Below are 25,462 nucleotides of genomic sequence, written 5' to 3' on the forward strand. Positions count from 1 at the left end.
ATGGCGGCAGCCACGCCCATGGTTCCGCGACTGAAGGCCTCCGGCCGCGCGTTCGCGCACATCGCGAACTTCTATCCCGAGATCACAGCCTTCCGCCGCGACCTGCACGCCCACCCCGAGCTCGGCTTCGAGGAGGTCTACACCTCCGGCCGCGTGCGCGAGGCGCTGCGCGCCTGCGGCGTCGACGAGATCCACGAAGGCATCGGCAAGACCGGCGTGGTCGGTGTCATCCGCGGCCGTTCGACGGCCAGCGGCCGCATGATCGGCCTGCGCGCCGACATGGACGCGCTGCCCATGCGCGAGGACAACGACTTCGGCTGGCGCTCCGCCTGCGACGGCCTCATGCACGGCTGCGGTCACGACGGCCACACCGCCATGCTGGTCGGCGCCGCGCGCTACCTGGCCGAGACGCGCGACTTCGACGGCACGACAGTGCTCATCTTCCAGCCCGGCGAAGAAGGCTTCGCCGGCGCGCGCGTGATGATCGAGGACGGCCTGTTCGACCGCTTCCCGGTCGACGCCGTCTACGCGATGCACAACTGGCCCGCCATGCCGGCCGGCACCGTCGGCATCAACCGCGGCGCGATGATGGCCGCGGCCGACCGCATCACCATCGAGATCAAGGGCAAGGGCGGCCACGGCGCGCACGCCTACCAGACCGTCGACCCGGTGATCGTCGCGGCGCACATCATCACCGCGGCCCAGACCATCGTCTCGCGCAACGTGCGTCCGATCGACGCGGCCGTCATCAGCATCTGCGCGATGCAGGCGGGCGACCTCGGCGCGATGAGCGTGGTGCCCGGAGAGGCAACACTGGTCGGCACCGTGCGCACCTTCAGCTCGCGCGTACAGGCGCAGGTCGAGCAGCGGCTCAACGAGCTGTGCACCGCCATCGCCTCGGGCTTTGGCGCCACGGCCAGCATCAAGTACGAACGCATCTATCCGGCCACCATCAACACCGCGCCCGAGGCGATGTTCGCGGCCGACGTGGCCGAGTCGCTGGTCGGTGCGCGCAACGTCGAGCGCAGCATGGAGCCCAGCATGGGCGCCGAAGACTTCTCTTTCATGCTGCAGAAGAAGGCCGGCGCCTACCTGCGCATCGGCCAGGACGTGCGCGAGGGCGCGTACCTGCACAACAGCCGCTACGACTTCAATGACGAGATCCTGCCGCTAGGCGCCGCGCTGCATGCCGGCCTGATCGAGCAGGGCATGCCGCTTGCCGCTACCCGCGGTGCGCAGCCAGGGAAAGCCGCCGCCACCGCGGTGACGTGATTTGTTTGATTCCAACCCGAGGAGTGTTCCCATGAGTTTCAAGAAGAATGTGGCCGCGGCCGCCGTTTTGTGCGCCTTGAGCGCCGTCAGCATGGTCGCCGGCGCGCAGACCATCCGCATCGCGAACCAGGGGGACGCGCTATCGCTGGACCCGCACTCGCTCAACGAGTCGCTGCAGCTGAGCGTCACGGCCAACGTCTATGAAACCCTCGTGGGACGCAACAAGGACCTGAGCCTTGCCCCCCTGCTGGCCACCAGCTGGAAGCAGACCTCGCCGAACGTGTGGCGCTTCGAACTGCGCAAGGGCGTGGTGTTCCACGACGGCACGCCGTTCACCGCCGACGACGTGGTGTTCAGCTTCGCCCGCGCCCAGGGCGACGGCTCCGACTTGCGAGCCACGCTCAGCGACATCAAGGCCGTGCGCAAGGTCGGCGACCTCGCCGTCGAGATCGAGACCAACGGTCCGTTCCCCATCCTGCCCGACGTGATCTCGCTCACCATGATCATGAGCAAGAAATGGTGCGAGGAAAACCAGGCCACCAAGCCCGTCGACCGCCGCAAGGGCATCGAGAACACGGCCTCGTTCAAGGCCAACGGCACCGGTCCGTTCCGCGTGCGCGAGCGCCAGCCGAACGTGCGCACCGTGTTCACGCGCAACGGCACCTACTGGGGCAAGATCGAAGGCAACGCGCAGGAGATCGTCTTCACGCCCATCGCCAACCCCGCCACCCGCGTGGCCGCGCTGGTCTCCGGCGAAGTCGACGTGATGGAACCGGTGCCGGTGCAGGACATCGCCCGCATCAACGCCGCGCCCAACGCCCGCGTGATCACCGGCCCCGAGCTGCGCACCATCTTCCTGGGCATGGACCAGAAGCGCGACGAGCTGCAGTACTCGAACATCAAGGGCAAGAACCCGTTCAAGGACAAGCGTGTTCGCCAGGCCTTCTATCAGGCCATCGACATCGCCGGCATCCAGCGCACCGTGATGCGCGGCGCCTCGCGTCCCACCGGCCTGCTGGTCGGCCCCGGCATCAACGGCTGGAGCGCCGAGCAGGACAAGCGCCTGCCCTTCGACGTCGATGCCGCCAAGAAGCTGCTGACCGAAGCCGGCTACCCCAACGGCTTCGAGGTGTCGCTCAACTGCCCGAACGACCGCTACGTGAACGACGGCCAGATCTGCCAGAGCGTGGCCTCCAACCTCGCGAAGATCGGCGTGAAGATCAACCTCGTGGCCGAGACCAAGGGCACCTACTTCCCGAAGGTGCTGCGTCGCGACACCAGCTTCTACATGCTGGGCTGGACCCCGACCACCTACGACGCGCACAACGCGCTGAGCTCGCTCACCTCCTGCCCCGACGACAAGGGCACTGGCCAGTTCAACCTGGGCGCCTACTGCAACCCCAAGCTCGACGAGCTGACCAAGAAGATCCAGTCGGAAACCGACAAGACCAAGCGCAACGAGATGATCAAGGAGGCTTTCAAGCTCCACTCCGACGACATCGGCCACCTGCCGCTGCACCAGCAGTCGCTGGCCTGGGGCGTGAGCAAGAAGGTCGAGCTGGTGCAACTGGCCGACAACTTCATGTACTTCAAGTGGATGAGCATCAAGCCCTGATGCCGCCGGCCGCTTGCTGGTTGAACAGGGCGGCCTGACCATGGGCCCGCTTCTTGCGGGCCCATTCCTTTTGCTTCACGATGAAAAATAACCCCCACGCTCCCCTTGCTGCGCAAGGTCCGCTGCCCCCCGAGGGGGCAGCTTTTCATCTTGGGGCGGCCCGGCGATGAAAAAAACACTCGCCCGTTGGCTCGACAGCGATGTCGGCTACAGCTTTCGCACATCGCCCGTGGCCATGGCCGCGGCGGTGATCGCGCTGGTCTGCGTGTTCTGCGCGGTGTTCGCAGGATGGGTCTCTCCGCACAACCCCTTCGACCTCGCCACCCTGGAACTCGGCGACGCGCGGCTACCGCCCGCATGGAGCGCTGAAGGCTCCTCCAAGTACCTGCTCGGCACCGACGACCAGGGCCGCGACATCCTGTCAGCCGTCATCTACGGCGCGCGCATCTCGCTGATCGTCGGCCTGGTGTCGGTGGTGTTGTCGGTGGTGGTCGGCGTGGTGCTGGGGCTGCTGGCCGGCTTCTTCGGCGGCTGGCTCGATTCCTTCCTCATGCGCGTGTGCGACGTGATGCTGTCGTTTCCGCCCATCCTGGTGGCGCTGCTCATCGCGGGCGTCGGCCGGGCGCTCTTTCCCGGCGCGCACGAATCGCTGGCCTTCGGCGTGCTGATCATCTCCATCTCGCTGACCGGCTGGGTGCAGTACGCGCGCACGGTGCGCGGCTCCACGCTGGTGGAGCGCAACAAGGAATATGTGCAGGCCGCGCGCGTCACCGGCGTGGCGCCGCTGCGCATCATGCTGCGCCACGTGCTGCCCAACGTGCTGGGGCCGGTGACCGTGCTCGCCACGATCCAGGTGGCCACGGCCATCATCACCGAGGCCACGCTGTCCTTCCTCGGCGTCGGCGTGCCGCCCACTTCGCCTTCGCTGGGCACGCTCATCAGCATCGGCAACCAGTACCTGTTCTCGGGCGAATGGTGGATCACGGTGTTTCCGGGCCTGATGCTGGTGCTCATCGCGCTCAGCGTGAACCTGCTCGGCGACTGGCTGCGCGACGCGCTCAACCCGCGCCTGCGCTGAAGAGACAGAAGAAAGATAAGGAGAACGCCACCATGACGCTGCTCCAGGTCAAAGACCTCGTCGTCGAATTCCCGAACCGCCGGGGCACGCTGCGCGCGCTCGACCGCATTTCCTTCGACATCGCGCCGGGCGAAATCCTCGGCGTGGTGGGCGAATCGGGCGCCGGCAAGTCGCTCACGGGCGCGGCCATCATCGGCCTGCTCGAGCCGCCGGGCCGCGTGGCCGGCGGAGAGATCCTGCTGGAGGGCCAGCGTATCGACAACCTCGGCTTCGAGGCGATGCGGCCCATCCGCGGGCGCAAGATCGGCGCGATCTTTCAAGACCCGCTGACTTCGCTGAACCCGCTCTACACCGTGGGCCGGCAGCTGGTCGAAACCATCCGCTCCCACCTGCCGGTGAACGAGTCCGAGGCGCGCAAGCGGGCCATCGGCCTGCTGCAGGACACCGGCATTCCCGCCGCCGAGCAGCGTATCGACCACTTTCCGCACCAGTTCTCCGGCGGCATGCGGCAGCGCGTGGTGATCGCGCTGGCGCTCGCGGCCGAGCCAAAGCTCATCGTGGCCGACGAGCCGACCACCGCGCTCGACGTGTCGATCCAGGCGCAGATCATCCAGCTGCTCAAGCAGGTCTGCAAGGAACGCGGCGCGGCGGTGATGCTGATCACGCACGACATGGGCGTGATCGCCGAAACCTGTGACCGCGTGGCCGTGATGTATGCCGGCCGCATCGCGGAGATCGGCCCGGTGCACGAAGTGATCCACCAGCCCGCGCACCCCTACACCTCGGGCCTGATGGGCTCGATTCCCGACATGACCAGCGACCGCGAGCGGCTCAACCAGATCGATGGCGCGATGCCGCGGCTCAACGCCATCCCGACGGGCTGCGCCTACAACCCGCGCTGCCCGCGCACCTTCGCGCGCTGCCTCGTCGAGCGGCCCGAACTCATGCATGCCGGTGCCACGCGCGCCGCCTGCTGGCTGCACGACGCGGCCGACCCGCACGCGGGCCAGGCCGAGATCGCCGCGAGGCACCACGACGCGCTGGCGGCCGGCGAGCGCGCCACGCCCGAGGCGGCCGAACCCATTGTGGAGGTGACGCGATGAACGCCGTGGCAAGCGAACCGCTCGTCGTCGCCCAGGACCTCGCGCGCACCTTCGACGTTTCCCCGCCCTGGCTCAACCGCGTACTCGAGCGCAAGCCGCGCGTGCTGCTGCACGCGGTGGACGGCGTGAGCTTCTCCATCGAGCGCGGCAAGACGCTGGCGCTGGTGGGCGAATCGGGCTGCGGCAAGAGCACGGTGGCGCGGCTGCTGGTGGGCCTGTATGCGCCCACGCGCGGCGGCCTGACCTTCGACGGGCAGGACGCGCACGCCGCGTTCAAGACCCCCGAGGGCCGCAAACTGCGCCGCCGCATCCAGATGATCTTCCAGGACCCCTACGCGAGCCTCAACCCGCGCTGGATCGTCGAAGACATCATCGGCGAGCCGCTGCGCGAGCACGACATCCTGAGCGACAAGGCAGCGCTGCGCGAGCGCGTGGGCGAGCTGCTCAAGTCGGTCGGCCTGTCGCCGCTGGACATGAGCAAGTACCCGCACCAGTTCTCGGGCGGCCAGCGCCAGCGCATCTCCATCGCGCGCGCGCTCGCCACGCAGCCCGAGTTCCTGGTGTGCGACGAGCCCACCTCGGCGCTCGACGTGAGCGTGCAGGCGCAGGTGCTCAACATCATGAAGGACCTGCAGCGCGAGCGGGGCCTGACCTACCTTTTCATCTCGCACAACCTCGCGGTGGTGCGCCACGTGGCCGACCAGGTCGGCGTGATGTACCTGGGCCGGCTGGTCGAGGTGGCCGACAAGCAGAAGCTGTTCGCGGAACCGCAGCATCCGTACACCCGCATGCTGCTCGACGCCATTCCGCAGATGAAGCACACGGGCCGTTCGCGCACGCCCGTGCAGGGCGAGGTGCCCAATCCGCTGAATCCGCCCACGGGCTGCGCCTTTCACCCGCGCTGCCCGCACGCGAATGCGCGCTGCTCTTCCGAGCGGCCGAAGCTGCTGAGCCTCAAGGGCGTGCAGGTGGCCTGCCACGCGGTCGAGGAGGGGCGCATCTAGCGTGCGCTGATCCGAGCCGTTGCCCGATCTCCGGAAAAGTGTGCGTAAAGGCACTGCCTTGCGCCGGAAGCCGTTGCAGAGTCCCGCCATGCCATTGACGACGACTCTCGCAACGACCGAACTCGGCCGCCGCGGCTTCCTGATGGGAACAGCCGTGGGCGCGACCGTGGTGCTTGCCTCCCTGGCTTGCAGCGTGCAGGCCGCCGGTGCCGCCACTCGCCGCATGCCGGTGATCTTCATCGGCCATGGCTCGCCGATGAACGCCATCACCGACAACGCCTTCACGCGCCGGCTGGCGGCATGGGGCAAGGAGCTGCCCCGGCCGTCGGCGATCCTCAGCGTGTCGGCGCACTGGCTCAGCCGGGGCGCCACCGGCGTCGGCATCCAGGAGCGCCCGAAGACGATCCACGACTTCGGCGGCTTTCCTCAGGCGCTGTTCGACATCGAATACCCGGCGCCCGGCCACCCGACGCTGGCCCGCGAGACCGTCGGCGTGGTGAAGCAGGCGCCGGTGATCGCCACCGATCAATGGGGCCTGGACCACGGAACGTGGACGGTGCTGAAGCACCTCTACCCCAAGGCCGACATCCCGGTGTTCCAGCTCAGCATCGACTACGACAAGCCGGCCGCCTTCCACTATGCGGTGGGCCGGGACCTGGCCGCACTGCGCGACAGGGGCGTGCTGGTGATGGGCAGCGGCAACGTGGTGCACAACCTGCGCGCCACCGACCGTGGAACGCCGGACGGCCCGAGCGCCAGCCGGCCGTGGGCGCAATCCTTCGACGATGCCGTGAAGTCGGCGCTGGCGGGCCGCGACGACCGTGCGCTGGTCGACTACGCGAAGCTGGAAGGCGCGTCGACCGCGGTGGCGACGCCCGACCACTACTTCCCCTTCCTCTACGCCCTCGGCGCCGCCGGCAGCAGCGAGCGCGCGAAGACGGTCTACGAGGGATTCCAGTCGGGCACGCTCAGCATGCGCTGCCTGCAGTTCGGCTGAGCAGCGCGCCGAAGGCGGGAGAGGGCGTTACTGCTCCTCGCCCCAGGAGAAGCCGTCGCGCGCGATCATCGCGCTCGAGGCGCTCGGCCCCCAGGTGCCCGCCGCATAGGGGCGCGGGCCGCCGTCCGATTCCCAGTTGTCGATCAGCGGCTCGACCCAGCGCCATGCTTCTTCCTGCTCGTCGCTGCGCACGAACAGGTTGAGGCGGCCGTCGATCACGTCGAGCAGCAGGCGCTCGTAGGCGCCCACGCGCTCGGAGCCGAAGCGCTTGTCGAAGTCGAGGTCGAGCTGAACCGGCGCCAGCTGCGCGGCCGAGCTCTGGTGGCCGTTGCGCTGGCGGTTGTCCTGGGCCTGCGCGAGCATGTGCAGCTCCAGTCCGTCCTTGGGCTGCAGGTTGATCACCAGCTTGTTGACGTTGCCGGCCGGCGCGCGGTAGATGGCGTGCGGCGTGGGGCGGAAGTTGACCTCGATGCGCGCATCGCGCGAGGCCAGCCGCTTGCCGGTGCGGATGTAGAAGGGCACGCCGGCCCAGCGCCAGTTGGCGATCTCGGTGCGCAGCGCCACGAAGGTCTCGGTGCGGCTGTCGGGGTTCACGCCCGCCTCGTCGCGGTAGCCCGGCACCCGTTCGCCGTAGGCCGTGCCGGCCGTGTACTGGCCGCGCACCGCGTGCAGGCCCAGGCTCTCCGGCGTCCAGGGCTTCAGCGCCCGCAGCACCTTGAGCTTCTCGTCGCGGATGGCGTCGGCGTGCGCGTTGATGGGCGGCTCCATGGCCACGGCGCACAGCAGCTGCAGCGCGTGGTTCTGCACCATGTCGCGCAGCGCGCCGGTCTGGTCGTAGAAGGCGCCGCGCTTTTCCACGCCCAGGTCTTCGGCGATGGTGATCTGGATGTTGGAGATGTGCTCGCGGCGCCAGATGGGCTCGAACAGCGCATTGCCGAAGCGCATGGCGAACAGGTTCTGCACCGAGGGCTTGCCGAGGTAGTGGTCGATGCGAAAGACCTGCTTCTCCTCGAGCACCTTGCCCACGGCGGAGTTGATGGCGCGGTTGGAGGCCAGGTCGTGGCCCAGCGGCTTCTCGAGCACGATGCGGGTGCGCGGGCCGTTGAGGCCGGCCGCGGCGATCTGCTCGACCACCTGGGTGAAGAGCGCGGGGGCGGTGGCCACGTACATCACGACCGTCTTGGCGTCGCGCTGGTTGAGCAGGCCGGCCAGGCGGGCGTAGTCGTCGGGCTTGGAGAGGTCCATGCGCAGGTAGTGCAGCATGGAGGCGAACTTCTTGAACTCCTCCGGCGAGGGGCGCTTGGCGCCTTCGACCGCGCTGAAGCGCGACTGGATCAGCTCCCGGTACTGGTCGTCCGACAGGTCGTCCCGCGCTACGCCGACGATGCGGCCCTCGGGGGGAAGGCTGCCGTGCCGGAATGCCTGGAACAACGCGGGCATCAGCTTGCGCCACGCGAGATCGCCAGTACCGCCGAACAGAACGAGATCGAAGCTCATGAGAAAACTTTCCTTCCTTGTCTGAATGCCGAGCCGGGCCGCCTTGGTCGCGGATGCGACATGCCCCAGGCACGATGGTACTTGTACGGATTCGCCGGGCCTGTACTAAAGCTACGCTGGCCGATGGCCGCGAGGCCTTTTTTTATTGCCGAGAGCAGTACAGAGGAAGAGAGACCAGATGAAAAAAAGCAAGATTCTTACCGCAGCGGCACTGCTGGGCCTGTCGGCCGCGGCCTCGGCCCAGACCGTCAACGTGATCTGCTCGGTCCAGGCCGAATGGTGCAACGTGATCGCGACCGTCTACGCCCGCACCACCGGCGTGCGCATCAACATGGCGCTCAAGGGCTCGGGCGAGGCGCTGGCCCAGCTGATCGCGGAAAAGGACAACCCCAAGACCGACGTCTGGTTCGGCGGCACCGGCGACCCGCACCTGCAGGCGGCCGAGCAGGGCCTCACGCTCGAATACAAGTCGCCCACGCTGTCGCAGCTGCATCCCTGGGCGCAGCAGCAGGCCAAGCAGTCGGGCTACAAGACGGTGGGCATCTACTCGGGCCCGCTGGGCTTCGGCTACAACCCCGAGCTGCTGGCCAAGAAGAAGCTGCCCGTGCCCAAGACCTGGGCCGACCTGCTCAAGCCCGAGTACAAGGGCGACATCCAGGTGGCCAACCCGGCCTCCAGCGGCACGGCCTACACCATGATCGCCACGCTGGTGCAGCTCATGGGCGAGGACAAGGCCTTCGACTACCTCAAGGCGCTGCACAAGAACGTGGGCCAGTACACCCGCTCGGGCACCGGCCCGATCAAGGCGGTGGCGCGCGGCGAGACGGCCGTGTCGATCAGCTTCGTGCACGACGGCCCCGGCGAGAAGATGCAGGGCTTCCCGGTCGAGACCATCACCCCGAGCGACGGCACCGGCGCCGAGATCGGCTCCATGAGCATCGTCAAGGGCGCGCGCAACCTCGACGCCGCCAAGAAGTTCTACGAGTGGGCCCTGACGCCCGGGGCGCAGGAGCTGGGCGCCGCCAACAAGCAGTTCCAGCTGCCGAGCAACGTCAACGCCAAGCTCGACCCGCGGATTCCCGACTTCAAGAAGATCAAGTTCATCAACTACGACTACGCCAGGTACGGCGCCAGCGCCGAGCGCCGTCGCCTGATCGCGCGCTGGGAAAAAGACGTCAATTCGCTGCCCCGATAAGTGGAAGCGCGTTCCATCGAAGGCGCGCCGGTCAACCCGGCGTCGCTGGCGGCGGCCCGGCGTTCGCAGCGCTGGGTCTGGGCGTGGGTCGCGCTGGGCCTGGCGGCCTACCTGCTGCTGCCCTGGTATGCGATCCAGGACTCGACCTGGTACGAGGCCGTTCCGCAGGTGTTCGGCCAGGCGGAGGGCGCCAACGGCCTGATGCAGGCCGCGACGCAGGGCCGCAGCTGGCTCTTCGTGGGGCTCGCCGGGCTGCTGCTGTGCGCCGTGGGGGCGTGGCTTCCGGCCGGCAGGGCGCAGGGGCGCTGGCTGCTCGCCGGCGGCCTGATCGGCGCCCTCGGGCTCGCCGCCACCGGCTTCACCATCGGCGCGCGCGGCTGGAGCGTGGCCGCGCTCAACACGCAGTTCGGCGAGCTGGCTGTCAACCAGTTCGGCATCGGCGCGGGCGGCTTCGTGGCGCTCACGGCGCTGGTGCTGCTGGCGGCCTTCGGCATCGCGCGGCTGGGGCTCTTCAAGGGCGACCTGTTCGTTGCGGCGGCCGTCGTCGGCTGCGGCGTGCTGATGGCGCTGTTCATCGCCTACCCGGTGAGCAAGGCGCTGTCGGGCGCGTTCTTCAATGAAGACGGCCAATGGTCGATCGGCGCCTTCGTCGCCCGCGTGTTCACCGAGCGCATCTGGGGCCTGGGCTGCCTGTCCGGCGGCGTGCGCTGCGGCGTGGCGTGGAACACGCTGGTGCTGGCGCTGCTCACGGCCGCCGGAACCACCTTCCTCGGCACGCTGATGGCGCTGATGGCCGAGCGCGGCAGCAAGCGCGGGCAGGGCGCGCTGCGGGTGCTGGCGCTGCTGCCGATCATCACGCCGCCCTTCGTGGTGGGGCTGGGGCTGATCCTGCTGTTCGGCCGCGCCGGCATCGTCAACCAGGTGCTGGAGAGCGTCTTCGGCATCGAGCCCACGCGCTGGTTCTACGGCATGCCGGGCGTGCTGGTGGCGCAGCTCTTCGCCTTCACGCCCATTGCCTTCATGATCATGCGCGGCGTGGTGCAGGGCATTGCGCCCAGCCTGGAGGAGGCCGCGCAGATGCTGCGCGCCGACCGCCGCCGGGCCTTCTTCACCATCACGCTGCCGCTCTTGAAGCCCGGGCTGGCCAACGCCTTCCTGGTGGGCTTCATCGAAAGCATCGCCGACTTCGGCAATCCGGTGGTGGTGGGCGGGCAGTTCTCGGTGCTGTCGACCGACATCTTCTTCGCCATCGTCGGCGCGCAGTACGACCAGGGCCGCGCGGCCTCGCTGGCCTGGGTGCTCACGCTCTTCGCGCTCGGCGTGTTCGCGCTGCAGCGCGGGCTGCTCGGCAAGCAGAACTACACGACCGTCAGCGGCAAGGGCGACGCCGGCATCCCCATGGCGCTGCCCGACGGGGTGCGTCGCACCATTTACTGCATCGCGATGCCGTGGATCGCGTTCACCGCCGTGGTCTACCTGTTCGCCTTCGCGGGCGGCTTCGTGCAGACCTGGGGCCGCGACTACACCTTCACGCTGAACCACTTCAAGACCGCGTTCTCGCTGGAGTGGGGCCAGTTCGGGCTGGTGTGGGCCGGCACGGCGTGGAACTCGCTGATCACCACGCTCAAGCTGGCGGGCATCTCGGCGCCCATCACAGCGGCGCTGGGCCTGCTCATCGCCTGGCTGCTGGCGCGCAACGAGTTCAGGGGGCAGGGCCTCTTCGAGTTCGGCGCGCTGCTGGCCTTCGCCATTCCGGGCACCGTGCTGGGCGTGAGCTACATCCTGGCCTTCAACGTGCCGCCCCTCGAGCTCACGGGCACGGGGCTCATCATCGTGCTGTGCTTCATGTTCCGGAACCTGCCGGTGGGCGTGCGCGCCGGCACCGCGGCTTTCAAGCAGCTCGACCGCTCGCTCGACGAGGCCTCGCTGATGCTGCGCGCATCGACCTCGCAGACGCTCTTCAAGGTGGTGCTGCCGCTCTTGAAGCCGGCGCTGGTGGCCGCGCTGGTCTACAGCTTCGTGCGCGCCATGACGACGGTGAGCGCGGTGATCTTCCTGGTCACGGCCGAGAACGAGCTCGCCACCACCTACATCATCGGCCGCGTGGGCAACGGCGACTACGGCATCGCGCTGGCCTACTGCACGGTGCTCATGATCCTGATGTCGCTGGCCATCGCGCTGGTGCAGTGGGTGGTGGGGGAGCGCAAGCTGGGGCGGCGAGGGTCCGCACAACAACACCAGGGACATCACAAGATGGAGGGGCTGACATGAACGGCATCGAATTCCGCAATGTCACCAAGCGCTACGGCGCGGACAAGAACGCGCCGCTGGCCGTCAAGGGCATCAGCTTCGAGGTGCCGGTGGGCACGCTCACCACCATCCTCGGGCCCTCGGGCTGCGGCAAGACGACCACGCTGCGCATGATCGCGGGGCTGGAGTCGCCGACCTCGGGCTCGATCTTCATGGGCGGGCGCGACGTCACCACGCTGGGGCCGGCCGAGCGCAACGTGAGCATGATGTTCCAGAGCTACGCGCTGTTCCCGCACATGAACGTGATCGAGAACGTGGCCTACGGCCTGCGCATGAGCGGCGTGAAGAAGGACGAGGCCGCGGCGCGGGCGCGCGAGGCGCTGCGAGGCGTGGGCCTGGTCGGCTTCGACGAGCGGCTGCCCAGCGAGCTCTCGGGCGGCCAGCAGCAACGGGTGGCGCTGGCGCGTGCGCTGGTGCTGGAGCCGGCGGTGCTGCTCTTCGACGAGCCGCTGTCGAACCTCGACGCCCGGCTGCGCCGCGAGATGCGCGAGGAGATCCGCGCGCTGCAGCAGCGGCTGAAGCTCACGGTGGCCTATGTCACGCACGACCAGAGCGAGGCGCTGGCGGTGAGCGACCAGATCATCGTGATGGACCACGGCGTGATCGCCCAGCGCGGCACGCCCGAGCAGCTCTACGGCCGGCCCGAGAGCGAGTTCGTGGCCGGCTTCATGGGCGAGGCGATGGTGTTCCCGGCGGTGGCCGAGGTCGACGGCAGCGTGGCGCTAGGCCCGCTGCGCCTGCAGCCGCGCTATGCGGTGGCGCCCGGTACGGTGAAGGTGGCGGTGCGGCCCGAAGCCTGGCAGATCGGTGCCGGCGGGGCAGTCGGAGCCTCGGGCGGCCTGCCGGCCACGCTGCGCAAGGCGGCCTACCTCGGCAGCTTCTACGAATACGGCTTCGATACCTCCCTGGGGCCGGTCTTCGTGGTGTCGACCGACCTGTCCAGCCCGCTGGCGGCCGGCGCGCAGGCCACCCTGTCCCTGGGAGCCCATGGCGTGAGCGTGGTGCCCGGCGCATGAAACAATGGCGCCATGAACGTGGTTTTCGATCTGGGCGCCGTGCTGTTCGCATGGGAGCCCACGCGGCTGGTACAGGCCCATCTCGCCCAACACGCCCCCACTGAGGCCGCCGCGGCCGCCATGGGCCGCGCGCTTTTCCATCACGACGACTGGACCAGCTTCGACTGCGGCACCCGCACGCTGGCCGACTCCATCGCCCGCATGTCGGCCCGGCTGGCGCTGCCGCCCGAGCCGCTGTACGCCATGCTCGACGGGCTGGGCGAGCGGCTGGAGCCCATCGGCGTCACGGTCGAGATGCTCGGTGAGCTCATGGCCCACCGGGATGCCGGCCAGCCGCTGCGCCTGTATTACCTTTCGAACATGCCTTCGCCGTACGCGCGGGCCATCGAGCGGCGGCACGACTTCATGCGGCGCTTCGACGGCGGCGTGTTCTCGGGGGACGTGAAGTTCCTCAAGCCCGAGCGGGAGATCTACGAGGTGCTGGCCATGCGCCACGGCCTCGACCCGGCGCAGACCGTGTTCATCGACGATTCCGCCGCCAACGTGGAAGCGGCGCGCGCCTTCGGCTGGCAGGCCATCCACTGCACCGCGCCGGCCATGCTGCCGTCGCAGCTGCAGCGCTACCTGCCGGTCAGCGTCACCTTGCCCGTGTCGAACCCCAGGCTGCGGGCGTAGTCCAGCTCGGCCTGCAGCAGCGCGTCTTCCAGGCGCGGGGCGCGCGACAGCACCCAGAGGTACTCGCGGTCGGGCGTGCCGACCAGCGACACCTGGTATTCGCGGTCGAGCTTCAGGATCCAGTAGTCGCCCCAGACCATGGGCAGCCAGCCGAGCCACGCCGGCGCGAATCGCACCTCCAGCCGGCCCGCGCCGGGCTGGCCCGCCACGGGCACCACACGTGCGGTGCCGACGGCTTCGTCGAAATTCCCGTCTTCCCTGACGCAGCGGTTGCGCACCTGCACGGTGCCGTCCGGCTGCAGCGTGTATTCGGCGGTCACGGGGCCGGCGCACTGTTTCTGGAAGCGGTTCGGCAGGCGGGCCTGCTCGTGCCAGAGACCCGCATAGCGCTCCAGGTCGACCGGTGCCACCACCTGCAGCGGCGCGCGCATCAGCGGTGCGCCGTCGGCCGGGCCGGCTGGTCTGCTCAAGCGGGCGCGGGCGGCGCTGCGTGCCGCGCCCATCGTGAACCACGCAGCCACGCCCCCGACGACGAAGGCCGTGGCCATCGCGCCTATCGCGTTGCTGGTACGGCGGTCATCGAAGGGCTGGACGGCGGTGGCGCCGGGGCGCGGGCGTTGGGTCATGGAGGCACTCCTGAGGCTGAAGACATTCGGCGTAAGCCTCAGGCTAGCCAGCGCAGGTGCGCGCGACCGTAAGCCACGGACCACAGGCGCTGTAGGGCACGGGGGCGGGAAGACGGGCCGGGAAGATCCGACAACCCCACCGGCCGCAGGCTGATGGAGCCGCGTGGAAACCCGTGCTACGGTGCGCATGAAAACATCGGCCGGCGCGCAACTGCGTGCAGGTCTTGTCACAACCGGCACAGGATAATGATTTCATGAACCAACTCGATGCCCTCCGCCAGTGGACCACCGTCGTCGCAGACACCGGTGACTTCAAACAGCTCAGCATTTCCAAGCCGCAGGACGCGACCACCAATCCGTCGCTGATCCTCAAGGCCGTGCAGAAGCCCGAATACCGGCCGCTGCTCGACGAGGCCGTGAAGAAGCACGCAGGCAAGCCGCTCGACGAGGTCATCGACCGCCTGCTGGTGCGCTTCGGCACCGAAATCCTTTCCATCATCCCGGGCCGCGTCTCCACCGAGGTCGACGCCCGCCTGTCCTTCGACACCGCCGCGACCATCGCGCGCGGCGAGCGCATCGTGGCGCTCTACAAGGCCGAAGGCATCGACACCGAAAAGCGCCTGCTCATCAAGGTGGCCTCCACCTGGGAAGGCATCGAGGCCGCGCGCCAGCTCGAGCGCAAGGGCATCCGCACCAACCTGACGCTGCTGTTCTCGTTCGCGCAGGCCGTGGCCTGCGGCGCGGCGGGCGTGCAGCTCATCTCGCCTTTCGTCGGCCGCATCTACGACTGGTACAAGAAGTCGGCCGGCGCCAATTGGGACGAGGCCGCGAACGCCGGCGCCAACGACCCGGGCGTGAAGTCGGTGCGCCAGATCTTCGCGTACTACAAGCAGCACGGCATCAAGACCGAGGTCATGGGCGCGAGCTTCCGCAACGTGGGCCAGATCAAGGCCCTGGCCGGTTGCGACCTGCTGACCATCAGCCCCGAGCTGCTGGCCGAGCTGACCGCGAGCAACGAGCCGCTGCAGCACGCGCTCGACGCCAAGGCCGCCGGCGCCGACATCGCCAAGGTGAGCTACGACGAGGCGGGCTTCCGCTTCGCGCTCAACGAGGACGCCATGGCCACCGAGAAGCTGGCCGAAGGCATCCGCGCCTTCGCGGCCGACGCCGTGAAGCTCGAGAAGCTCATGCAGGAAAGCGGCAAGTAAAGATGGCCATGACCCTTCGCTGCGACCGCGCGCCGGCCTGGGCGCAACTGCAGTCCGCCTTCGAGACCGCCGGCCGCCAGTTCGACCTGCGCCATGCCTTCGTCGACGACGCGGGCCGCTTCGAGCGCTTCAGCCAGGAGGCTCCCTACGTCTTCGCCGACCTGTCGAAGAGCCTGATCGACGCGCGCACCGAGGAGCTGCTCTTCAAGCTGGCCCGCGAATGCGGCCTCGAGGCGCACCGCGACGCCATGTTCGCCGGCGAGCACATCAACAACACCGAAGACCGCGCCGTGCTGCATACGCTGCTGCGCGCCCCGGCCGATGCGCCCACGGGCCCGAAGACGGCCAGCGAGCTGCGCGAGGTGCACGCCACGCTCGACGCGATGCTGGCCTATGCCGAGAAGGTGCGCGCCGACCACACGATCACCGACGTGGTCAACATCGGCATCGGCGGCTCCGACCTCGGCCCGCAGATGGCGGTGCTGGCGCTGGCCGAGTTCGCCGCGCCGGGCAAGCGCTTCCACTTCGTCTCGAACGTCGACGGCCACGAGCTGGCCGGCGTGCTGCAGGGCCTGGCGCCGGAGCACACGCTGTTCCTCATCGCCTCCAAGACCTTCACCACGGCCGAGACGATGACCAACGCGCAGTCGGCCAAGCGCTGGTACGAGCAGTCGGGCGGCACCGACATCGCGGGCCACTTCGCGGCGCTCACCACCAATGTGGAAGCCGCGAAGAAGTTCGGCATCGACACCACCTTCGGCTTCTGGGATTGGGTGGGCGGGCGCTATTCGCTGTGGTCGGCCATCGGGCTGCCCATTGCGCTGGCCATCGGCGCGGAGGGCTTCCGCCGGCTGCTGGCGGGCGCGCACGCGATGGACGAGCACTTCCGCACCGCGCCGCTGGAGCGCAACCTGCCGGTGCGCCTGGGCCTGCTCGACGTCTGGTATCGCAACTTCCACAAGTTCACGAGCCGCAGCATCGCGCCGTACCACAGCGCACTGAAGCGCGTGCCGGCCTACCTGCAGCAGCTCGAGATGGAAAGCAACGGCAAGCAGGTCGATGCGAGCGGCAAGCCGCTGGCCTTCGGCACTTCGCCGGTGCTGTGGGGCGAACCGGGCACCAATGGCCAGCACGCCTACTTCCAGATGCTGCACCAGGGCACCGACGTGACTCCGCTCGAGTTCGTGGCGGTGCGCGATGCCTCGCACGACCTCGAGGGCCATCACCCCAAGCTGCTGGCCAATGCGCTCGCACAGGCGCAGGCGCTGATGGTGGGCAAGCTCGACGAGGGCGGCCACAAGAACTTCCCGGGCAACAGGCCGAGCACCTTCTTCGTGTTCGAGAAGCTCACGCCCGAGGCGCTGGGTGCCTTCCTCGCGATGTACGAGCACCGCGTGTTCACCAGCGGCGCGCTGTGGGGCATCAACAGCTTCGACCAGTGGGGCGTGGAGCTCGGCAAGGTGCTCGCCAAGGACATCGAACCGCGCCTCGCATCGGGCGACATCACGGGACTCGATGCCTCGACCGCGGGCCTGCTGAAGCGGCTCTCGCGCTGATCCGGAGACGGCCGCAAGGCCGTTTCGGAGTCTTTTGTTTTAAGCCTGGCTATGGCTTCCGGCCGTATTTGCCGTTGAAAGACGCGTCGATATGATGGCCCGGGGAAATTTCCCTGGGACCAATCACAAAAGAGGAGTCGATCAATGGATTTTCAAACAGCGGTCAAGACCTGCCTGAGCAAGTACACGGACTTCACCGGGCGCGCATCGCGCTCGGAGTTCTGGTGGTTCGTGCTTGCGCAGCTGGTCATTCTCATCGTGGCAAGCCTGATCCATCGCTTCGTGTACGGCATCGCGGCCCTGGGCCTGCTGCTGCCCGCACTGGCCGTGGGAGCGCGCCGCCTGCACGACATCGGCAAGAGCGGCTGGTTCCTGCTGCTGGCGCTCATCCCGCTCGTCAACCTCGTGCTGATCTACTTCTACGTGCAGCCGACGCAGCCCGAGTCGAACAGCTACGGCGAGCCGCCGACCGCCTGAGTTTCAAAAGAAGAAGAAAAGAAGAAGGGGCCGCGCAAGCGGCCCTTTTTCATTGGGTCCGACGCACCTGCCGATGCGGTTCAGGCCGCGGCTTCCGCAGTCGCCTGCGCCGCGACGCGCACCGGCGCGCCGCCCGCCATGCGCACGCACAGGTCGAAGGCCTGCTGCAGTCCTTCGATCTTCGCGATGCCCTTGCCCGCGATGTCGAAGGCACTGCCGCTGGCCGAGGTGGCCACCGGCACCGGCAGGCCGCCGTGCAGCGTCACGCCCTGCTCGAAGCCCATGAGCTTCATCGCGATCTGGCCCTGGTCGTGGTACATCGAGACCACCGCGTCTACGTCGCCACGCCGCGCGCCGATGAACACCGTGTCGGGCGAGAAGGGCCCGCGCGCATCGAAGCCCTCGGCGCGCAGTTGCTCGATGGCGGGCGCGATGATCTCGATCTCTTCCATGCCGATGGAGCCGCCGTCGCCCGCGTGCGGGTTGAGCCCCGTCACCGCAATGCGCGGCTGCGCGACGCCCGCGCGGCGCAGGGCACTGGCGATGATCTTCACCGCATCGCCCACGCCCTGCACCGTGATGTGGCTCGCCACGTCCTTCAGCGGAATGTGCGAGGTCACGCGCGAGGTCCACAGCGAGCCGGTGAGGTTGAACTCGCAGACGAAGCCCTTCACCGCGAAGCGCTCCTGCATGTAGCGCAGCTCGTCCTCGTGCACCAGTCCGCCCAGGCGCAGCGAGTGCTTGTTGAGCGGCGCGAACAGGATTCCGTCGGCCTGCCCCTGCAGCACCGCCTGCGTGGCCAGCTCGAGGGCCTCGAACGAAGCCCGGCCCGATTGCTCGTTCGATTCGCCCGGCACGGGCTCCTGCCCCGCCATCCAGTCGCATGCGAGCAGGGTGGGGCGGCCGTCCTCGAAGCGCAGCGCGTCGAGGCTGTCGATGCGCAGTGGATCGAGCTTCGCGTCCGCCGCGCGTTCGCCGGCCGCGAGCACCACCGGGTCGGCGATCAGCAGCACGTGCGCGGCGTCGAGGTTGCGCTGGCGCGCCAGCAGCTTCACGGCCATCTCGGGGCCGACGCCGCTCGGGTCGCCGAGCAGCACGGCGATGCGGGGCTTGGCGGAGGTCACGCTCTGGGTCTTGGGGGAAGGGGTGGACATGGTGTCGGTCGGATGCGGTTGGTGAGGAGAAGAGAAGGAACGTCCGGCCGTTTCATTCGGCCTTGATGTTGGCGTCGCGCACGAGCTGGCCGTAGTGGTCGAACTCCTGCCTGTTCATGGCCGCGAAGGGTTCGCCGGTCAGCCCGCCGGGCTCTCCGCCCAGCGCCTTGATGCGCGTCTGCACGTCGGCCAGCTTCAGCGTGCGCGAGAGCTCGGCGCTCAGCCGCTCGACGGCGGGGCGCGGCGTGCCGGCCGTGACGTAGAGGCCGTACCAGGTTGACACGTCGGCGCCCTTGATGCCCTGCTCGGCGAGCGTGGGCACGTCGGGCAGCTCGGGCGAGCGCTGCGGCGCGCTCACCGCCAGCGCGCGGAACTTGCCGGCCTTGATCTGGCCCATGGCCGAGGAGGTGCTGTCGAACATCATGTCGACCTCGCCCGCGATGATGTCGACGTGCGCCTGCGAGCTGCCCTTGTAGGACACATGGATCGACTTCATGCCCGTGGCCAGGTTGAAGGCCTCGCCGCCCACGTGCTGGGTGCTGCCGATGCCGGAAGAGGCGTACTTGAAGCTGCCCGGCTTCGCGGCCATGGCCGCCACCAGGTCCTTCACCGACCTGTAGGGCGAGCTGGCCGACACCACCAGCACGTTGGGCATCACGGCCACAAGGCCCACGGGCTGCAGGTCCTTCAGCGGGTCGTACTTGAGCTTGAGGATGTGCGGCGCCACCGCCTGCGCCGTGTTGGTGGCCAGCAGCAGCGTGGCGCCGTCGGCCGGCGCGCGGGCCGTGAGCTCGCCCGCGATGGTGTTGGAGGCGCCGGGCCGGTTCTCGACCACCACGGGCTGCTTGAGCGCGGGCGAGAACTTGTCGGCCAGCACGCGCGCCAGGATGTCGGTGCCGCCGCCGGGCGAGGCGCCGACCATGATGCGCATCGGCTTGTCGGGATAGGCCTGCTGCTGTGCGCCGGCCGGCATCGCCGCCAGCACGGCGACGGCCGCCAGCCCTGCCGCGCGGGCGAGAAAGGAAGTCTTCATCGGGTTTGTCTCCTGCTTGTAGTGGTGCCCAGCGTACGGAGCTTTGCCCGTGCGATCCAATCGAAAAAGCCGGGAGCTCCATATACTTTTGTGCATGACTCAAGGCCCTTCCGATGCCTCGCTGATGCTCCTCGTGCGGCCGCGCCAGCTGCTTCTGCTCGCCCGGCTCGACACCCACCGCCACCTCGGCCGGGCGGCCGAGGCCATGAACATCAGCCAGCCCGCGGCCACCAAGCTGCTGCAGCAGCTGGAGGATTCGCTGGGCGAGAAGCTCTTCGAGCGCCTGGCGCGCGGCATGGAGCCCACGCCCTACGGTGAGATCCTGATCCGCTATGCCCGCCGCGTGCTCAGCGACTTCGGCACCGCCCGCGAGGAAATGCTCGCTTTGCGCTCGGGCCTCAGCGGCGCCTTGCGCGTGGGCAGCGTGCCCGGCGCGGTGCCGGGGCTGCTGGCGCCGGCTCTCGTGGAGTACCACCGCAGGCACCCGCAGGTGGCGGTGTCGGTGGTGGTCGAGACCAGCGACGTGATCCAGGCGCAGCTGGAGCAGGGCGACGTCGATTTCGTGCTGGGCCGCCTCACCGACGGCCACGACGAGGCGAGGTACGCGAGCGTGCCGCTGCTGGGCGAGCTGCAGGTGGTCGTGGTGCGCGCCGCCCACCCGGTGTTCGAGCGTGCCACCGTCACGCTGGCCGAGATGGCGGGCTGGTCGTGGGTGCTGCAGCCGCCGGGCTCGCCGCAGCGCGGGCGCTTCGAGGCGGCGATGCGCGAGGCGGGCATCTCCGAGCGGCTCGACATCATCGAAACGGCATCGCCCATCGCCATCACAGCCTTGCTCGAGAGCTCCGACATGGCGGCCGTGATGCCCGCCTCGCAGGCCGACCACTACGCCCGCCTGGGCGTGCTGCGTGCCGTTCCGATCGAGCTGCCGGTGCGCGTGCCGCCCATCTGCCTCATCACCCGCACCGACCGGGCGCTGTCGCCCGCGGCCGCGCAGCTGCGCCGCCAGCTGCTGGGCGGCGCTTGAAGCCTTTGTGCTGCTGTTTTCCATGCTGTATTGCGTTAACTAGGGAATTCACTAGCCAACTGGTGCATGAAAGTACTGGTGATGGCGGCGGCAGTACCAAAACCGCAGGCGTGCTTCTCCAGAATTCGCGGCACGGCGACCCGACAGGACCTGGGCGTCGCTCACCTCTAGGAGACAAACATGAAGCGTTTTCTGAAAGCGGGCCTCGTCCTCGCACTCATCGGTACGGGCGTCGTCTCGCAGGCCGCCACCGAACTCGTGATCGCGACCGTGAACAACGGCCACATGATCGAGATGCAGAAGCTCACCCCCTTCTTCGAGAAGGCCAACCCCGACATCAAGCTCAAGTGGGTCACCCTTGAAGAAGGCACGCTGCGCCAGCGCGTGACCACCGACATCGCCACCAAGGGCGGCCAGTTCGACGTGATGACCATCGGCCTGTACGAGACGCCGATCTGGTCGAAGAAGGGCTGGCTCAAGCCCATCGCCACCGACGCCGCCTACGACGTTGACGACCTGCTGCCCGCCATCCGCGACGGCCTGTCGAACGAAGGCAAGCTCTACGCCGCGCCCTTCTACGGCGAGAGCTCGATGCTCATGTACCGCAAGGACCTGGCCGACAAGGTGGGCGTGAAGTTCTCCGAACAGCCCACCTGGGCGCAGGTGAAGGAGTTCGCCGACAAGGCCAACGACCCGAAGGCGGGCGTGTACGGCATGTGCCTGCGCGGCAAGCCGGGCTGGGGCGACAACATGGCCTTCCTGACCACGCTGGTCAACACCAACGGCGGCCAGTGGTTCGACATGCAGTGGAAGCCGCAGATCGACACCAAGGCCTGGAAGGACGCGATCGGCTTCTACGTCGACCTGATGAAGAAGGACGGCCCTCCGGGCGCGTCGGCCAACAGCTTCAACGAGAACCTCGCGCTCTTCAACGAAGGCAAGTGCGCGGCCTGGGTGGACGCGACCATCGCGGCCTCGTTCATCAGCGACCCGAAGCAGTCGAAGGTGGCCGACAAGGTGGCCTTCGCGCAGGCACCCACCGCCGTCACGCCGAAGGGCGCCAACTGGCTGTGGTCGTGGAACCTCGCCATTCCGGCCAGCTCGACCAAGGACGAGGCGGCGCAGAAGTTCATCAAGTGGGCCACCTCCAAGGACTACATCGCCCTCGTGGCCAAGGAAACCGGCTGGGCCTCGGTGCCGACCGGCACGCGCAAGTCGACCTACGCGAACCCCGAGTTCCAGAAGGTCGCCAAGTTCGCCGCGGCCGAGAAGAAGGCGATCGACAGCGCCAACCTCACCGACAGCACGCTGCCCAAGTCGCCGTACGCCGGCGTGCAGTACGCGGCCATTCCCGAGTTCCAGGCCATCGGCGTGGCGGTGGGCCAGCAGATGAGCGCGGCGCTGTCGGGCAAGGTCACGGTCGACCAGGCGCTGAAGACCTCGCAGACCGCTGCAGAGCGCGAGATGAAGAAGGCCGGCTACTACAAGTAAGCCGCTTCCTTCCCCTCTCCCCTCGGGGAGAGGGCCAGGGTGAGGGGCAGCGCGTCCACAGCCGGCGACGATTGCCCTCACCCCAACCCTCTCCCGCAAGCGGGAGAGGGGGCAACAGCCTCAGAGAGGAACACACAATGAAAAGACTCCTGCCACGCGCCCTCATGGCGCCCGCCGTGCTCACGCTCTTCGCCTGGATGATCGTGCCGCTGGTGATGACGTTGTACTTCTCGTTCGTGAACTACAACCTCATGCAGCCCGGCGAGCGCACATTCGCGGGCATCGAGAACTTTCACTACTTCATCACCGACCCCGACTTCTGGCCGGCCACCTGGAACACGCTGCTGCTGATCGGCAGCGTGATCGTCATCACCGTGGTGCTCGGCGTGCTGCTCGCGCTGCTGGTGAACGAGCCCTTCCCGGGACGCGGCATCGTGCGCGTGCTGCTGATCTCGCCCTTCTTCGTCATGCCCGCGGTCAATGCGCTGCTGTGGAAGCACATGATGATGAACCCCATCTACGGCATCCTGGCCGACGTGTGGCGCGCCTTCGGCGCGGAGCCGGTCGACTGGCTCACCGACGTGCCGCTGCTGTCGGTGATCATCATGGTGGCCTGGCAGTGGCTGCCCTTCGCCTGCCTGATCTTCATCACCTCGCTGCAGTCGCTCGACCGCGAGCAGATGGAGGCCGCGCGCATGGACGGCGCGAGCGCGTTCCAGCGCTTCTTCTATCTCACCGTGCCGCACCTCGCGCGCCCCATGGCGGTGGTGATCATGATCGAGATGATCTTTCTGCTCAGCGTGTTCGCCGAGATCGCCATCACCACCAACGGCGGCCCGGGCAACGAGAGCACCAACATGACCTACATGATCTTCAAGCAGTCGCTCATGAACTTCGACGTGGGCGTGGCTTCGGCGGGTGCGCTGTTCGCGGTGGTGCTGGCCAACATCGTGGCCGTGTTCCTCATCCGAATCATCGGCAAGAACCTGGACTGAGGAGCCGCACGCCATGCAACAGACACAAGCTCCCAGCAACTTCCTGCCGCAACTGCTGCGCACCATTGGCGCGTGGGCCGTCGCGCTGCTGCTGTTCTTTCCGCTCGGCTGGCTGTTCCTCACGGCCTTCAAGACGGAGCTGCAGGCCATCCACGTGCCGCCGCTCTTCATCTTCGAGCCCACGCTCGACAACTTCGGCGAGGTGCAGCGTCGCAGCGACTACCTGCTGTACGCGCGCAACTCGCTCATCACCAGCCTGGGCTCGACCATCCTGGGCCTGCTGATCGCGGCGCCGGCCGCGTACTCGATGGCCTTCTTCCGCACGAAGAAGACGCGCGACATCCTGATGTGGATGCTCTCCACCAAGATGATGCCGGCCGTGGGCGCGCTGGTGCCGATCTACGTGATCGCGCAGACCGCGGGCATGCTGGACTCGCTCACCGCGCTGACCATCGTGTTCACGCTGTCGAACCTGCCGATCATGGTGTGGATGCTCTACAGCGCCTACAAGGACATCCCGCCCGAGATCCTGGAGGCCGCGCGCATGGACGGCGCCAACCTCTGGACCGAGTTCCGCCACGTCGTGATGCCGCTGTCGGTGGGCGGCCTCGCATCCACCGGCCTGCTGTGCCTGGTGCTGAGCTGGAACGAGGCCTTCTGGGCGCTGAACCTCACCTCCGCCAAGGCCGGCACGCTGGCCACGCTCATCGCCTCGTACTCCAGCCCCGAGGGCCTGTTCTGGGCAAAGCTGTCCGCGGCTTCGCTGATGGCCATCGCGCCCATCGTGGTGTTCGGCTGGTTCAGCCAGAAGCAGCTCGTCCAGGGCCTCACCTTCGGTGCCGTGAAATGAACACCACCCCCAGTCTTCGCGCACTGCGTGTCGCTTCGCCAACCCCCTCGAGGGGGCGCTGCCAGCGGCCCGGCAAAGCCGGTTCCGCGGCAGCTCCCGGATTGCGCCGCGCGCTTTCGAACAACGTCGGCGCATCGGTCGCCTGCCGGCAAAACATCAAGGAGTCGTGAATGGCCTACCTCGAACTCAAGAACATCAAGAAGAGCTTTGGTGAAGTCAACATCATCAAGGGCGTCGACCTGCAGATCCAGAAGGGCGAGTTCATCGTCTTCGTCGGGCCCTCGGGCTGCGGCAAGTCGACGCTGCTGCGGCTGATCGCAGGGCTGGAGCCCATCACCAGCGGCAACCTGCTGCTCGACGGCAAGGACATCACTTGGGCGCCCTCGGGCAAGCGCGACCTCGCGATGGTGTTCCAGAGCTACGCGCTCTATCCGCACATGAGCGTGTACGACAACATGTCCTTCGCGCTCAAGCTGGCGGGCGTGTCGAAGAGCGAGATCAAGACCAAGGTCGAGTACGCGGCGAAGACGCTGAACCTCACGCAGTACCTCGACCGCACGCCGAAGGATCTCTCGGGCGGCCAGCGCCAGCGCGTGGCCATCGGGCGCGCCATCGTGCGTGCGCCGAAGGTGTTCTTGTTCGACGAGCCGCTGTCGAACCTCGACGCGGCGCTGCGCGGCAACACGCGGGTGGAGATCCACAAGCTGCACCGCGCGCTGGGCGCGACCACCATCTACGTGACGCACGACCAGGTCGAGGCCATGACGCTGGCAGACCGCGTGGTGGTGCTGAAGGACGGGCTCATCGAGCAGGTCGGCACGCCGCTGGAACTCTACGACCGCCCGGCCAACCAGTTCGTCGCGCAGTTCATCGGCATGCCGTCGATGAACATGGTGGCGGCGAACGCCATTCCTTCCTTCTCCGCCGCCACCGGTGGCCGGCTGCCGTCCGACGGCTTCCTGGGCGTGCGGCCCGAGGGCCTGCGCGTGCATCCGAAGCAGGGCGCGCCGGTGTCGGACGTGCTGGGGCGCGTGGAGCTGATCGAGGCGCTGGGCGCCGACACGCTCATCCACGTCGACGTGGCAGGCGTGCCGCTGATCGCGCGGCAGAACGAGCGCACGCCGCTGCAGGCCGGCGACGACGTGGCCGTGGAGCTCGATCCGTCGGTGCTGCATCTGTTCAACCGCGAGGGCCGTTCGGTCCTGGCGTGATCCCCAACCATCCACCGTCTTTTCAACGGACATCTTCGTGACCATTGCGCAAACTCCACCGGCTCTTTCCGAGTT

At 68.0% G+C, this 25,462-nt stretch carries 22 protein-coding genes; 18 read left to right on the forward strand and 4 right to left on the reverse strand.

The features are described 5' to 3' along the window. The 6 genes from ABL840_RS07440 to ygiD all read left to right on the forward strand — a co-directional run bounded on the left by ABL840_RS07440 (position 1) and on the right by ygiD (position 7,069). Positions 1 to 1,272, forward strand: coding sequence for a M20 aminoacylase family protein (locus ABL840_RS07440; RefSeq protein ID WP_093196618.1), 1,272 nt, complete (start codon positions 1 to 3; stop codon positions 1,270 to 1,272). 31 nt (positions 1,273 to 1,303) lie between these two features. After that, positions 1,304 to 2,887 (forward strand): ABC transporter substrate-binding protein, encoded by a 1,584-nt coding sequence (locus ABL840_RS07445; RefSeq protein WP_093196616.1) that lies wholly within the window; start codon positions 1,304 to 1,306, stop codon positions 2,885 to 2,887. Between the two features lie 166 nt (positions 2,888 to 3,053). Then, positions 3,054 to 3,965 (forward strand): ABC transporter permease, encoded by a 912-nt coding sequence (locus ABL840_RS07450; RefSeq protein WP_093196614.1) that lies wholly within the window; start codon positions 3,054 to 3,056, stop codon positions 3,963 to 3,965. A 32-nt stretch (positions 3,966 to 3,997) separates the two neighbouring features. Further along, on the forward strand, positions 3,998 to 5,068 hold the full coding sequence (locus ABL840_RS07455) for an ABC transporter ATP-binding protein (RefSeq protein WP_093196612.1): 1,071 nt from the start codon (positions 3,998 to 4,000) through the stop codon (positions 5,066 to 5,068). After that, positions 5,065 to 6,072, forward strand: coding sequence for an ABC transporter ATP-binding protein (locus tag ABL840_RS07460; RefSeq protein ID WP_093299785.1), 1,008 nt, complete (start codon positions 5,065 to 5,067; stop codon positions 6,070 to 6,072). The genes ABL840_RS07455 and ABL840_RS07460 overlap by 4 nt, the downstream gene beginning before the upstream one ends. Positions 6,073 to 6,160: 88 nt before the next feature. After that, positions 6,161 to 7,069, forward strand: a complete 909-nt coding sequence (gene ygiD / locus ABL840_RS07465; protein WP_093196608.1) for a 4,5-DOPA dioxygenase extradiol — start codon at positions 6,161 to 6,163, stop codon at positions 7,067 to 7,069. 27 nt (positions 7,070 to 7,096) lie between these two features. Here the strand turns inward: ygiD and zwf are convergent, their stop codons facing one another. Further along, positions 7,097 to 8,566 carry a glucose-6-phosphate dehydrogenase gene (gene zwf, locus ABL840_RS07470; protein WP_093196606.1) on the reverse strand — a complete coding sequence of 490 codons (1,470 nt, stop codon included), beginning with the start codon at positions 8,564 to 8,566 and terminating at the stop codon, positions 7,097 to 7,099. A gap of 178 nt (positions 8,567 to 8,744) precedes the next feature. Between zwf and ABL840_RS07475 the strand changes: the two genes are divergently transcribed. From ABL840_RS07475 to ABL840_RS07490, 4 genes are read left to right on the forward strand one after another with little or no spacing between them, the layout of a single operon-like run. Next, the gene (locus tag ABL840_RS07475; protein WP_093196604.1) at positions 8,745 to 9,761 is read left to right on the forward strand and encodes an ABC transporter substrate-binding protein; all 1,017 of its coding nucleotides are present in this window, start codon (positions 8,745 to 8,747) and stop codon (positions 9,759 to 9,761) included. Next, positions 9,762 to 12,032: an ABC transporter permease gene (locus ABL840_RS07480; protein WP_093196602.1), complete on the forward strand. Its 2,271-nt coding sequence runs from the start codon at positions 9,762 to 9,764 to the stop codon at positions 12,030 to 12,032. Continuing rightward, a complete protein-coding gene (locus tag ABL840_RS07485) occupies positions 12,029 to 13,087 on the forward strand; it encodes an ABC transporter ATP-binding protein (protein WP_093196600.1) in 1,059 nt (352 codons plus the stop codon). The genes ABL840_RS07480 and ABL840_RS07485 overlap by 4 nt, the downstream gene beginning before the upstream one ends. A gap of 12 nt (positions 13,088 to 13,099) precedes the next feature. Further along, positions 13,100 to 13,762, forward strand: a complete 663-nt coding sequence (locus tag ABL840_RS07490; protein ID WP_093196582.1) for an HAD family hydrolase — start codon at positions 13,100 to 13,102, stop codon at positions 13,760 to 13,762. Here the strand turns inward: ABL840_RS07490 and ABL840_RS07495 are convergent. After that, positions 13,708 to 14,388 carry a lipocalin family protein gene (locus tag ABL840_RS07495; RefSeq protein ID WP_093196580.1) on the reverse strand — a complete coding sequence of 227 codons (681 nt, stop codon included), beginning with the start codon at positions 14,386 to 14,388 and terminating at the stop codon, positions 13,708 to 13,710. The two genes, ABL840_RS07490 and ABL840_RS07495, sit on opposite strands and share 55 nt — an antisense overlap. 254 nt (positions 14,389 to 14,642) lie before the next feature. Here ABL840_RS07495 and tal point away from each other — a divergent pair, with 254 nt between their 5' ends. From tal to ABL840_RS07510, 3 genes are all read left to right on the forward strand, one after another. Continuing rightward, positions 14,643 to 15,596: a transaldolase gene (gene tal / locus ABL840_RS07500; protein ID WP_093196578.1), complete on the forward strand. Its 954-nt coding sequence runs from the start codon at positions 14,643 to 14,645 to the stop codon at positions 15,594 to 15,596. Between the two features lie 2 nt (positions 15,597 to 15,598). Next, positions 15,599 to 17,152 carry a glucose-6-phosphate isomerase gene (gene pgi / locus ABL840_RS07505; protein ID WP_093299787.1) on the forward strand — a complete coding sequence of 518 codons (1,554 nt, stop codon included), beginning with the start codon at positions 15,599 to 15,601 and terminating at the stop codon, positions 17,150 to 17,152. 144 nt (positions 17,153 to 17,296) lie between these two features. After that, positions 17,297 to 17,629, forward strand: a complete 333-nt coding sequence (locus tag ABL840_RS07510) for a DUF805 domain-containing protein (protein ID WP_093196574.1) — start codon at positions 17,297 to 17,299, stop codon at positions 17,627 to 17,629. 80 nt (positions 17,630 to 17,709) lie between these two features. Here ABL840_RS07510 and ABL840_RS07515 read toward each other — a convergent pair whose 3' ends face one another. Both ABL840_RS07515 and ABL840_RS07520 read right to left on the reverse strand, forming a co-directional pair. Continuing rightward, positions 17,710 to 18,783, reverse strand: coding sequence for a 4-hydroxythreonine-4-phosphate dehydrogenase PdxA (locus ABL840_RS07515; protein ID WP_093196572.1), 1,074 nt, complete (start codon positions 18,781 to 18,783; stop codon positions 17,710 to 17,712). Between the two features lie 52 nt (positions 18,784 to 18,835). After that, on the reverse strand, positions 18,836 to 19,816 hold the full coding sequence (locus ABL840_RS07520) for a Bug family tripartite tricarboxylate transporter substrate binding protein (protein WP_093299790.1): 981 nt from the start codon (positions 19,814 to 19,816) through the stop codon (positions 18,836 to 18,838). 94 nt (positions 19,817 to 19,910) lie between these two features. Here ABL840_RS07520 and ABL840_RS07525 point away from each other — a divergent pair, with 94 nt between their 5' ends. The 5 genes from ABL840_RS07525 (at position 19,911) to ABL840_RS07545 (ending at position 25,387) form a co-directional block, all read left to right on the forward strand. Continuing rightward, positions 19,911 to 20,840 (forward strand): LysR family transcriptional regulator, encoded by a 930-nt coding sequence (locus ABL840_RS07525; protein WP_176947384.1) that lies wholly within the window; start codon positions 19,911 to 19,913, stop codon positions 20,838 to 20,840. Positions 20,841 to 21,020: 180 nt separating this feature from the next. Further along, positions 21,021 to 22,331: an ABC transporter substrate-binding protein gene (locus ABL840_RS07530; protein WP_093196568.1), complete on the forward strand. Its 1,311-nt coding sequence runs from the start codon at positions 21,021 to 21,023 to the stop codon at positions 22,329 to 22,331. Positions 22,332 to 22,468: 137 nt separating this feature from the next. Next, a complete protein-coding gene (locus ABL840_RS07535) occupies positions 22,469 to 23,326 on the forward strand; it encodes a carbohydrate ABC transporter permease (protein WP_093196566.1) in 858 nt (285 codons plus the stop codon). A 13-nt stretch (positions 23,327 to 23,339) separates the two neighbouring features. Next, positions 23,340 to 24,176 carry a carbohydrate ABC transporter permease gene (locus ABL840_RS07540; protein WP_093196564.1) on the forward strand — a complete coding sequence of 279 codons (837 nt, stop codon included), beginning with the start codon at positions 23,340 to 23,342 and terminating at the stop codon, positions 24,174 to 24,176. A gap of 170 nt (positions 24,177 to 24,346) precedes the next feature. Further along, a complete protein-coding gene (locus ABL840_RS07545; protein WP_093196562.1) occupies positions 24,347 to 25,387 on the forward strand; it encodes an ABC transporter ATP-binding protein in 1,041 nt (346 codons plus the stop codon). The last annotated feature ends 75 nt before the right edge of the window (positions 25,388 to 25,462 follow it).

Origin of the sequence: Variovorax sp. NFACC27, assembly GCF_048301545.1 — a bacterium.
Classification (GTDB): domain Bacteria; phylum Pseudomonadota; class Gammaproteobacteria; order Burkholderiales; family Burkholderiaceae_C; genus Variovorax; species Variovorax gossypii.